Annotated in this window: 12 protein-coding genes; 9 read left to right on the top strand and 3 right to left on the bottom strand. The window is 66.0% G+C overall.

The window, feature by feature from the left end; all coding sequences use genetic code 11:
• Window positions 1-170: 170 nt before the first annotated feature.
• From FVW20_RS18355 to rpmB, 3 genes are all read right to left on the bottom strand, one after another.
• Window positions 171-953 carry an FxsA family protein gene (locus FVW20_RS18355; RefSeq protein WP_196610708.1) on the bottom strand — a complete coding sequence of 261 codons (783 nt, stop codon included), beginning with the start codon at window positions 951-953 and terminating at the stop codon, window positions 171-173.
• A gap of 331 nt (window positions 954-1284) precedes the next feature.
• Window positions 1285-2301 carry an EamA family transporter gene (locus tag FVW20_RS18350; RefSeq protein ID WP_196610707.1) on the bottom strand — a complete coding sequence of 339 codons (1017 nt, stop codon included), beginning with the start codon at window positions 2299-2301 and terminating at the stop codon, window positions 1285-1287.
• A 147-nt stretch (window positions 2302-2448) separates the two neighbouring features.
• Window positions 2449-2658 carry a 50S ribosomal protein L28 gene (gene rpmB / locus FVW20_RS18345; protein WP_015946721.1) on the bottom strand — a complete coding sequence of 70 codons (210 nt, stop codon included), beginning with the start codon at window positions 2656-2658 and terminating at the stop codon, window positions 2449-2451.
• Between the two features lie 241 nt (window positions 2659-2899).
• Between rpmB and FVW20_RS18340 the strand changes: the two genes are divergently transcribed.
• The 9 genes from FVW20_RS18340 to FVW20_RS18300 all read left to right on the top strand — a co-directional run.
• Entirely contained in the window at window positions 2900-3499 is a 600-nt protein-coding gene (locus FVW20_RS18340; RefSeq protein WP_196610706.1) for a YceD family protein, read from the top strand.
• A 45-nt stretch (window positions 3500-3544) separates the two neighbouring features.
• Window positions 3545-3724 (top strand): 50S ribosomal protein L32, encoded by a 180-nt coding sequence (gene rpmF, locus FVW20_RS18335; protein WP_167128888.1) that lies wholly within the window; start codon window positions 3545-3547, stop codon window positions 3722-3724.
• Window positions 3717-4757 (top strand): phosphate acyltransferase PlsX, encoded by a 1041-nt coding sequence (gene plsX / locus FVW20_RS18330; protein WP_196610705.1) that lies wholly within the window; start codon window positions 3717-3719, stop codon window positions 4755-4757. The genes rpmF and plsX overlap by 8 nt, the downstream gene beginning before the upstream one ends.
• Before the next feature lie 153 nt (window positions 4758-4910).
• Window positions 4911-5903: a beta-ketoacyl-ACP synthase III gene (locus tag FVW20_RS18325; RefSeq protein ID WP_196610704.1), complete on the top strand. Its 993-nt coding sequence runs from the start codon at window positions 4911-4913 to the stop codon at window positions 5901-5903.
• Between the two features lie 430 nt (window positions 5904-6333).
• The gene (gene fabG / locus FVW20_RS18320; RefSeq protein WP_196610703.1) at window positions 6334-7077 is read left to right on the top strand and encodes a 3-oxoacyl-[acyl-carrier-protein] reductase; all 744 of its coding nucleotides are present in this window, start codon (window positions 6334-6336) and stop codon (window positions 7075-7077) included.
• Window positions 7078-7260: 183 nt separating this feature from the next.
• Complete coding sequence (gene acpP, locus FVW20_RS18315; RefSeq protein WP_167128892.1) at window positions 7261-7491, top strand: acyl carrier protein; 231 nt, start codon at window positions 7261-7263, stop codon at window positions 7489-7491.
• A gap of 179 nt (window positions 7492-7670) precedes the next feature.
• Window positions 7671-8918 (top strand): beta-ketoacyl-ACP synthase II, encoded by a 1248-nt coding sequence (fabF, locus tag FVW20_RS18310; protein WP_196610702.1) that lies wholly within the window; start codon window positions 7671-7673, stop codon window positions 8916-8918.
• 373 nt (window positions 8919-9291) lie between these two features.
• Complete coding sequence (gene glyA / locus FVW20_RS18305; protein WP_196610701.1) at window positions 9292-10530, top strand: serine hydroxymethyltransferase; 1239 nt, start codon at window positions 9292-9294, stop codon at window positions 10528-10530.
• Window positions 10531-10760: 230 nt separating this feature from the next.
• Window positions 10761-11317 (top strand): deoxycytidylate deaminase (locus FVW20_RS18300; protein ID WP_307831658.1); only part of this gene is annotated, 557 nt, incomplete at its 3' end.

Below are 11317 nucleotides of genomic sequence, written 5' to 3'. Positions count from 1 at the left end.
AGGACAGCCGCAACGTGTCCGGGCCGCACCAACAGTCCGGAGGCCACGGCGTTGCGGCCAGCCAGGGCCGTAGCGCCGCCGGGGCGCACCTGCCGGGGGCGGCGGAAGCGGTCTGATCCGTTGGGGGGGGCCATGGGTTATGCGGAAACCGTGAATGGGGGGCGGATGCGCTAGCGCGCGCCCGAACCGCCGGATGGGGCATCCGAAGAATCACTCGACGGGCCGCCTGCCTTGCCCGACTTGCCGGGGTCATTGGCCTGACCGGAGGGCTCCGCCGGACCGGAAGGCTCCACCGGTTCGCAGTCGATGACCACTGTGCGGCGGGGTTCCTGCCGCGCGTTTTGGCCGCTGCCCGCGCCCACCCCATGGTCCGGGCCATAAGGGTGGGTGCCGCTGCCACCGGACCCATTGGGGCCATCAAGTCCGTCCGGTACATCCGGGCCGTTGGGGGCATCGGCATTGGGGCCGAACATGGGCCCGCCGCCACCGAAAGTTTCGGTATGCCGTGCCCCGCCGGGACCGAAATACCAGGTGCGCACATGCACCGACGGCCCGCCCGCGCGGTCACCCGCATGGCCCGCGCGGCCTTCGGCCCGGATGGTGGCGTTCATGTGCCGCCGCAACAGATGCGCGGCCAGCCTGCGCACCGGGGGCAGCAGCAGGAGGATCCCGAACGCGTCGGACACCAAGCCGGGAAAGACCATCAGGATGCCGGCCAGCAGCAGGAACAGCCCGTCCAGCATCTCGTCGGCCGGCAGCACGCCCTGGGCCAAGCTTTGCTGGATGCGGGCCAGCGTGCCCATGCCCTGGGTGCGGGCCAGCCACACCCCGACCATGGCGAACAGGATCACCAGCAGCACGGCGTTGAACGCCCCGATGCGCGCGCCCACTTCCACCAGCACGTAGAATTCCAGAAAGGGGACCAGCAAAAGGACAAGACCAAGACGGGGCATGGGGGCTCCGGGATGGTTGCGGTGGGAACGGTGCGCCGGATACGCGAGGTAGTGCCCGGGGTGTTGCCACCGGGCCGGGGGGGGGCGCGGAAAACGGGGACGAAAAGGCGGAGCGGCAGGACCGGATGTCGGGGCCGCTGCGTCCCCTTGCTGCATATGGTCGCGCAGGCCGCATCTGCCTGTTCTGGGAAGATAGTCACGGAAGGGCCGGGCTGCAAGGCGTATCCCGCCGGAAAAATGCGGGGAATGGAGGGGCTGCGCCACGGGATACGCCATGCCTGCGCCGCAACCTGCCTGCCGCCGGGCCTTGCGGCACCGGAAGGTGTCGCCGTCAGGACGCCAACACCACCAGGGCGGCTCCGGCGGCCATCAACGCCGCGCCGGGCAATCTGCCGTCGCGGACAGGTCGCCACCCTGTGCCCGCAGCAGGCGTAATTGGCGCAATTGGCGCAATCGGCGCGGCAGGCAGGTCAGCCCGACGGACGCTGCCGCGTCCCTTGGCGCGAATGACCAGTCGGTCGGACAACCGGTCGAACAGCACGGCGAACACCCCGTCCAGCCGCTTCACCGCGATCATGTTGGCAGCGGTGGTCAGGCTCATGGCCGTAAAGTGCGCGTACGCAGCCAGAAACAACACGGCGCCCATGGCCGCGCCCCGCAACGGACGATCGACGAGCATATGCGGACGCACCCCGCCGAACAGCATCAGCGCCGCCAGCATGACCGGACCGTAGATGGCGAAAAAAACTCCGCCCGCCACCGCAGGCGTGGCGTGCAGCACCATCTGGCGATTCAGCACGCTGCCAAGGCCCCACAGCAGCGCCACCCCCAGCATGGTCCGCGCGCCGCGCTCCGCAGCCAGGGTGCGGAAGGGACGCAGCAGCCGGGCAACAACGCCGCTGCAGCGATCTCCGCCATGCCCCGGAACATGATTTCCCGCTCCACCCGCATTCAACACCCAACTGCCCGCCACCACCAGCAGCACCCCGGCCACGCCCGCAGGGCGCGGCGCGACCCCCAGCAGCAGGTACTCGTGCATCACCACGAAAACCGGTGAAAAGCACAGGTAGGGCACCGTGCGTGACACGGGCGCCAGGCGCACCGCCCATGCCGTGAGCAGGTGCCCGGCCATGTTCACGGGTACGGCGCCAAGGGTGGCCAGCCAGAACGGCGCGGGCAGGTCGGGCACGCCGCGCGCGGCCAGCAGCGCCAGAAACGGCGGCAGGCTCCAGAATACCGGATAGGCCACCATGCGGGCGGGGGGCAGGTCGCCGGCAAGACGGCGCAGCAGGGTGGCGTCCAGCGCGGCCAGCAGGGCCGCCAGCAGGGCGGGAAGCGTCCAGGACATGGCCTATCCTACCCCGCACCCGCACCACCGAAAAGCGCCGCGCACCGGATGGACGGCGACATTTGCGTGACGCCGCGCCCGGAACGACAACGCCAAAAAGCCCCGGCGGAAACCACCGGGGCTTTTGAACGCTCGGATCGAAAAGCCTTAGGCGACCTTGCGGACGGCGGGCTTCACCACCGCGCCGGAGCGCAGGCAGCGGGTGCAGACGCTGAGGGTCTTCACTTCGCCATTGGGGTACTGGTGGCGGACGCTCTGCAGGTTCGGCTCGAAGCGACGCTTGGTCTTGATGTTCGAGTGGCTCACATGGTGGCCGACCTGGGCCTTCTTGCCGCACACATCGCACTGCTTGGACATGACTTTCCTCCGTATATGTGCAAAGTTCGCGTGGTCGTTCTGGTGTGCCGCCGGTGGCGTTCTGCCGCCGGGGCGCCGCGCGGGGCGGGCGTCGACCGATGTGCCGGGCACGTTCCGGACGCATTCTGGATGTTTGCCGCCGCGAGAGATGGGAGTCTTATACCGCCGCCCCGAAAAACGCAACCCCTTTCTTGACAGCCCGAAGGGTTCGCATGTAGTAATCGCTGCTCGCGAGGTAGCCATGCACCAGATTTGGATTCCGCTCAAGGACATTCCGGCGGGCGGCGGCGAGTACGAGGTTGACGACCAGTCCGTCTGGCAGGGTCCCATCGCCGAGTTTTCACTGCCGTTCACCATCATCGAACCGCTGCGCGGCTCGCTATTCCTGCTGCCGCAGGACGACGGCTGCCTTGTGCGCGGTAGGCTCACGGGGCGCATCAGCGCGCCGTGCGACCGTTGCGCCGAACCGGCGGAACTGACCATCGACCAGTCCTTCGACAGCTTTGAACCGTTTCCGGCCCAGCAGCATGCGCAGGATGACACGCGCAAGCATGGCAAGACGGCCACGGCAGAGCCCGAAACGGACGACGACTTCGAGGACGTGGACGCTGCCGTCATCCGCATCTCCCCTTCCGGGCAGGGCGTTGAAGTAAGCCTGTCCGGTCTCTTGTGGGAAGAATTTTTGCTGGCCCTGCCGACGAAGCCGCTGTGCTCCGCCGGGTGCAAGGGCCTGTGCCCGTCGTGCGGAAGCAACCTGAATGTTGCCTCCTGCTCCTGCAAGAGCGAAGATGGCGACCCCAGGCTTGCCGCCCTGCGCGGCCTTACCCTAGAAAAGAAGTAGCACAACCCCCGCCGCCCTCGGCGGGACATCCAGGAGAGGAACGCCATGGCCGTTCAGCAGAACAAGAAGTCCAAGTCCAAGAAGGGCATGCGTCGTTCGCACGATCGCGTGGCCATCCCCACCATCGTGTACTGCGCCTGCGGCGAGCCCACCGTTCCGCACCGCGCCTGCCCGAGCTGCGGCACCTACAAGGGCCGTCAGGTGGTCGCTCAGCCTAATGAGTAACGCGACCATCATCGCCGTGGATGCCATGGGGGGGGATTTCGGCCCCTCCGTGGTGGTCCCCGGCGCGATCGAGGCGGCGCGCGACAAGGGAATCGCCCTTCTGCTGGTCGGCGACCAGGCGAAGGTGCAGGCCGAACTGGCCAGGATTCCCCTTGACGGCGTCGCCTATGACGTTGTCCATGCCAGCGAAGTCGCGGGCATGGACGAAAAGCCTTCGGACATCCTGCGCCGCCGCAAGGATGCTTCCATCCAGGTGGCCTGCCGCCTGGTGCGCGACGGCCAGGCCCACGGCATCGTCAGTGCCGGGCACTCCGGCGCCACCGTGGCCTGCGGCATGTTCATCATGGGCCGCATTCCCGGCGTGGACCGGCCCGCGCTTGCCACCATCATGCCCACGGAAAAGAACCCCATCGTCCTTCTGGACGTGGGGGCCAACGTGGACTGCAAGCCACACCACCTGTTCCAATTCGGCCTCATGGCCGACGCCTTCGCGCGCGACCTCCTGTCGTGCGAATCGCCGCGCGTCGGCCTTCTGAGCATCGGCGAGGAAGAAGGCAAGGGCAACACCCAGGTCAAGGAAGCCTACGAACTGTTCAAGCTGGCGCAGAACGGCATCAACTTCGTGGGCAACGTGGAAGGCCGCGACATTTTCAGTGGCGAAGTGGACGTGGTGGTCTGCGACGGCTTTGTGGGCAACGTGGCGCTGAAGCTGAGCGAAGGGCTCAGCACCTCGCTGGGCCGCGTGCTGAAGCGCGAACTGCTCTCCGGCCTGCTGCCCAAGATCGGCACGCTGCTCGCCAAATCCGCCTTTCGCCGCTTTGCCCAGTTCGTGGACTATGCCGAATACGGCGGCGCCCCCCTGCTCGGCTTGCAGGGCATCGCCTTCGTCTGCCACGGCAAGTCCAACTCCAAGGCAGTGCGCAGCGCCGTAAAGCTGGCCGCCACCTTCGTGGAAAAGAAGACCAACGAGCGCCTCATCAAGGCCATCAGCGCCAACGAGGAACTCACCCGCTACGGCAAGGCCATCAAATAGGGCCAGCCAGAAACGTTTCCCGGTGCCGGGCGGCGGAACACGGTTTCCCCCGCACCGCATGAACGTTTTCCACAGGCGGCCCTGACGATGAAAGACCTTGGCATCCCCCACCCTGCACCTGCGGCGCCCCGCGCGCCGACCGGAATCAGCCACATGACAGCATCGCGCGATATTGCCTGCCGGGTCAGGGGGTTCGGTGCGTACACCCCCGTGGACGTGCTGACCAACTTCGACCTTGAGAAATTCGTGGAGACCACCGATGAGTGGATCACCACCCGCACCGGCATCAAGCAGCGCCACCGCCTGGCCGAGGGGCAGAACGCCTCCGACGCCGCGACGGAAGCCGCCCGCCTGGCCCTGGCCGACGCAGGCATGGAGCCGGGCGAGATCACCCACGTCATCAACGCCACCTGCACGCCCGACTACCTGTGCCCCAACACCGCCTGCCTCGTGGAGGCCAAGCTGGGCATCATGGGCGCCATGGCCTTCGATTTCAACGCCGCCTGCTCGGGCTACGTGTACGGCCTGTCCATGGCCCGCGCCATCGTGGCCGCCCAGCCCGACGCCCGCGTGCTGCTGACCGCCACAGAAGCCCTGACCCGCCGCCTGAACTGGGCCGACCGCACCACCTGCGTGCTGTTCGGCGACGGTGCGGGCGCGTCGGTGATTACCGCCGACGGCGAAGGCGCCCTGCTGGAAGACGTGCTCTGCGCGTCGGACGGCAACCTGGGCGGCCTGCTGACCATAGGCGGCGGCACCCACACCCCCTACGCCAAGGGCGACCCGGTGGGCGAAGACTTCTTCGTGCAGATGAACGGTCGCGACGTGTTCAAGCACGCCGTGCGCAACATGGCCGCCATCAGCCAGGACGTGCTGGCCCGCAACGGCCTGACCACCGACGATGTGGCCCTGCTCATCCCCCACCAGGCCAACCTGCGCATCATCGAGGCCGTGGGCGATCGTCTGGGCGTGCCCGCCGAGCGCGTGTTCGTGAACCTGCACGAGTTCGGCAACACCTCTGCGGCGTCCGTGCCGCTGGCCATTGCCGACGCGCGGGCCAAGGGCGTGCTGCGCCCCGGCATGCGAGTGCTGCTCGCCACGTTCGGGGGCGGGTTTACCTGGGGTGCCGCCCTGCTGCATTTTTAACCGGCAAACGGCCCTTTTCCCGCTGGCGGACCGACCCGAAGGGCGCGTAGCGTGCCCGTTAGGCGAGTCCGCGAGCCTTACGGGCATCGAGCGCAGAGCGGTCAAACTTCGCCTGCCATGGCGTTGCTGTCCTTATCCGTAAGGTTCGCTTCGCTCACCTAGCGGCTAAGGCTCGGTCGAATACGATAAGAGCGCGCTGCGGTCCTCATCCGTAAGGCTCGCAAGCTCGCCAAACGGCTGAGGCATACTCCCTCATGGCTGGCTCGTTTTCCTTGCCAGCGGAAAAAATCCGTTTGCCACGGATCGCCGGATGCCGGAAGAAAAGACGACATTCTTCACCCGGGGCACCCCTAATCGGGCCAATTGAAGTCGCACTGTCTTTGCGGTATAAGGCGGTGCCCTTTGCAACCCGCAACATGAGAAAGGCCGAATGAGCGAACTCACTTCCACCGCGCTGGTCACCGGGGGCTCCCGGGGCATCGGCAAGGCCGTGGCGGAAACCCTGGCCCGCGAGGGCTTTCAGGTCTACCTCACCTACGTGAGCAAGCCCGAGGAAGCCGAAGCCGTGGCCGCTGGCATCAACGCCGCGGGCGGTTCGGCGCGGGCCTTCCGGCTGGACGTTTCCGACGCCGCCGCCGTGACCGCGTTCTTTCAGGAAGAAATCAGGGAAAAGGTAACCTTGGACGTGCTCGTGAACAACGCGGGCATCACCAAGGACGGGCTTATCCTGCGCATGAAGGACGACGACTTCGACCGCGTGCTGGACGTCAACCTTTCCGGCGCGTTCACCTGCCTGCGCGAAGCCGCCAAGCTGATGACCAGGCAGCGCAAGGGCCGCATCGTCAACATCACCTCGGTGGTGGGCCAGATGGGCAATGCCGGGCAGGTCAACTATTCCGCCGCCAAGGCGGGCCTGATTGGCATGACCAAGTCCGCCGCCAAGGAACTTGCCGGGCGCAACGTCACGGTCAACGCCGTGGCCCCCGGCTTCATCGAAACAGACATGACCGCGAAGCTCACCGACGAGGTTCGCGCGGCATATATCGAAGCCATCCCGCTCCGGCGCCTGGGACAACCCCAGGACATCGCCGATGCCGTGGCCTTTCTGGCTTCCGATAAGGCGGGCTACATCACCGGGCAGGTCATCGCCGTCAACGGCGGCATGTACTGCTAGGGCAGCCCATGAAGGGATGAGGGACAGCCCGTGGGGATTTGCCAGCAAATCCCTGCCACGGAATGCTTGCAGGCAGGCGCTGCCAGCCGTACAACAGGCATCCCGGACGAAACGGCTTGTGTAGACCGCCGCGTACGCAGCACCGACCGGCACCGAAACGAGAAAAACAGCATTGGAGGGACCATGTCCGTTGAAGAAAAGATCAGCAAAATCATCATTGATCAGCTTGGCGTGTCCGCCGAGGAAGTGAAGCCCGAAGCCTCTTTCGTGGAAGACCTTGGCGCCGACTCGCTCGACCTGACCGAACTGATAATGGCCATGGAAGAGGAATTCGGCATCGAAATCGACGACGACGATGCCCAGAAGATCCTCAAGGTCCAGGACGCCATCGCCTACATCAAGAACAAGCAGTAGGGCCTGTTCTTCACGCAACGAAGATCGCATGCGGGCGTCTTATGACGAGGTCATAAGACGCTCTCGCGCTTTTCTTCCGCACGGCCGGAACCACGCCAACGGCGCGCAACTGCTCGCCATCGTTCCACATTCATCCCGTTTGCGCGGGTTCGGCCCACTACCGCCAAGAGGTACACTTAATGACCGGAAAGCGTGTCGTCGTGACCGGCCTTGCGGCCATCACCCCCCTTGGTAACGACCTTGCGACAAGCTGGGAGAACCTGGTTGCCGGGAAGTCCGGCATCGGGCCCATCACCCACTTCGACGCTTCGGAGTACACCTCGCGCATCGCCGGCGAGGTCAAGGGCTTCGACCCAGAGAAGTACATGCCGGCCAAGCAGGCCAAGCGCATGGACCGTTTCGTCCAGTTTGCGGTGGCCACCGGCAAGATGCTCGTCGAGCATTCCGGCCTCGTCATCGACGATGCCAACGCCCACCGCGTGGGCGTGCTGCTGGGCGTGGGCCTTGGCGGGCTGGAGACCATCGAGGTCTTCCACACCAAGCTCGTCGAATCCGGACCCAACCGGGTCTCGCCGTTCATGATCCCCATGCTGATCTCCAACATGGCGCCGGGCCAGGTTTCCATCTTCACCGGGGCCAAGGGGCCCAACCTGGTCACCACCAGCGCCTGTGCGTCGGGCCAGCATGCCATCGGCTATGCCTACACCGACATCTTCATGGGCCGTTGCGACGCGGTGATCACCGGCGGCGTGGAAGCCACCATCACGCCCATGGGCGTTTCCGGCTTCACCGCGCTGAAGGCGCTGTCCACGGCCAACAACGACGCCCCCACCAAGGCCTCGCGCCCGTTCGACAACGACCGCGACGGCTTCGTCATCGGTGAAGGCTCCGGCTTCCTGATGCTGGAATCGCTGGAATCGGCCCAGGCGCGCGGCGCCACCATTTACGCAGAAGTGGTGGGCTACGGCGCCTCCGGCGACGCCTACCACATGACCGCCCCGCACGAGGATGGCCTGGGCATGGCGCAGGCCATGCGCGCCGCCATCGACGAGGCGGGCATCCGCCCCGAGGACGTGGACCACATCAACGCCCACGCCACCTCGACGCACCTCAACGACCTGTGCGAAACCAAGGCCATCAAGAAGGTGTTCGGCGACCACGCCAAGAACATCCGCATCACGGCCAACAAGTCCATGACCGGGCACCTGCTGGGCGCCGCGGGCGGGATGGAAGGCGTGTTCAGCGTCATGGCGCTGCACACCGGCATCATCCCCGGCACCATCAACCGTGAAACGCCCGACCCGGAATGCGACCTGAACTACATGGCGGGCGGCTCGGAAAAGTACCAGCCCGAATACGTGCTGTGCAATTCGTTCGGCTTTGGCGGGACGAACTGCTGCATGTTGTACAAGCGCTGGAAGGGGTAATATCGCAAACGCAAGTATCGCGGGGTGTTACGTCGTCAAAAAACCTTTTTGCTCCAGTCGAATACCGAAGAGCGAGTTGCGGTCGCCATCCGTAAGGTTCGAAGACTCACCTAACGGCTGCCGCACACTCCTTCCGCAAAAAGGCTTTTTCCTCGTCCCCGCCTCGCGCTCCGCACGTTTGCAGTCCCGCCTGACATCGGACATTGTCCGAATCCGCTTGCCTGAACGGTGGCGCAGGGGGCTTGGCCCCCTGCACGCCGGAAGCTTGCAGAACATCTCCCCCCACACACATCGGGCACGGGGGAACGATATTTCCAGAGGTCGCGCGGCATCCTGACGCTACGCGACCGCAACCATTCCACGGAGGCGAACCATGGACGAACTGCTGATTCAAGACCCGGAAGTGGGTCGCGCGGTCACTCTTGAAATCGAACGTCAGACCGGCAAGCTCGAGCTCATCGCGTCCGAGAACTTCGTCTCCGCCGCCGTCCGCCAGGCCCAGGGCAGCGTACTGACCCACAAGTACGCCGAAGGCTACCCCGGCAAGCGTTACTACGGCGGCTGCGAATTCGTGGACATCGCGGAAAACCTGGCCATCGACCGGGCCAAGGCCATCTTCGGGTGCGGCTATGCCAACGTGCAGCCCCATTCCGGCAGCCAGGCCAACATGGGCGTGTACTTCGCCTGCCTGAAGCCGGGAGACACCATCCTGGGCATGAACCTTTCGCACGGCGGTCACCTGACCCACGGCAGCCCGGTGAACTTCTCCGGCCGCCTGTACAACGTGGTGTTCTACGGCGTGAAGAAGGAAACCGGCTGCATCGACTACGACGAAGTGGCCGCCCTTGCCCGCGAGCACAAGCCTGCCCTGATCGTGGCCGGCGCCAGCGCCTATCCCCGCACCATCGACTTCGCCCGCTTCCGCGCCATTGCCGACGAGGTGGGCGCAAAGCTGATGGTGGACATGGCCCACATCGCGGGCCTGGTGGCCACCGGCCTGCATCCCACTCCCATCGGGCAGGCCCACTTCACCACCACCACCACCCACAAGACCCTGCGCGGCCCGCGCGGCGGCATGATCCTGTCCGACGAGGACAACGCCAAGACCCTGAACAGCCAGATATTCCCCGGCATTCAGGGCGGTCCGCTGATGCACGTCATCGCGGCCAAGGCGGTGGCCTTCGGCGAGGCGCTGCGCCCCACCTTTGCCGACTACCAGAAGCAGGTGGTGAAGAACGCCGTCACGCTGGCCGGTTGCCTGACCGCCGCCGGGTACGACCTGGTTTCCGGCGGCACCGACAACCACCTGATGCTCATGGACCTGACGGCCAAGGACATCACCGGCAAGGACGCCGAGCACGCGCTGGACAAGGCGGGCATGACCGCCAACAAGAACACCGTGCCCTTCGAGACCCGTTCGCCCTTCGTGACATCGGGCGTGCGCCTGGGCACCCCCGCCCTGACCACGCGCGGCATGAAGGAAGCGGAAATGGAAAAGGTGGCCGCGTGGATCGTGGACGCCCTGGCCAACGTGAACAACGAGACACGCCTTGCGGCCATCAGCCGCGAAGTGGAAGTCTTCGCGCGGCAGTTCCCGCTGTTCGCCTGGTAGGCCCCGCCCGGCATCCGCAGGCAGAATCGCGGGCTGGTCGTTAACGATTTCCCGCGCTGTACAGGCCGTTCCTATTAAAGAGTTTGGGGGGGAGGGGTCCGGGGAGGGAGACCCTTTGCCTCAGCCGTTAGGCGAGCTTGCGAGCCTTACGGCTGAGGACCGCAACGCGCAAAGGGTCCCCTCCCCGGCTCTTCTTCCCGCAATCACCGACAGAGGCCACCATGTCCACGCTGTCCCGCCTGCCCTGGCCCCAGTACTTCATGGAAATCACCTACCTCGTGGCCGAGCGTTCCACCTGCACCCGGCGCAAGGTGGGGGCCATCGCGGTGAAGGACAAGCGCATCCTGGCCACGGGCTACAACGGCGCGCCTTCGGGCGTGGCCCATTGCCTGGACGTGGGCTGCCTGCGCACCCAGCTTGGCGTGCCCTCGGGCCAGCGCCACGAAATCTGCCGGGGGCTGCACGCGGAACAGAACGTCATCGTGCAGGCCGCCATCCACGGCATTTCGCTGGCCGGTTCGGAAATCTACTGCACCACCCAGCCCTGCCTGATCTGCACCAAGATGCTCATCAACTGCGGCGTCACGGCCATCCGCTACGCGGAATCGTACCCCGACCAACTGGCCGAGGACATGCTGCGCGAATCGGGCGTGCACTACGAGGTGCTGCCCTTCACCCCGCGCACGGGCGGCCCCTGCCTGCCGCCGGTCATCCCCAATGCGCCGGACGGTCCCGATGTGCCCGGCGGCACTGCCGGCGGCCCCGCCAGCGACGACGGCAGCTGTGG

The sequence above is a fragment of the Nitratidesulfovibrio oxamicus genome, from assembly GCF_015731765.1.
GTDB lineage: Bacteria > Desulfobacterota > Desulfovibrionia > Desulfovibrionales > Desulfovibrionaceae > Cupidesulfovibrio > Cupidesulfovibrio oxamicus.
Note: the sequence above shows the minus strand (reverse complement) of the source record. Positions and strands in the feature narration are given on the sequence as shown.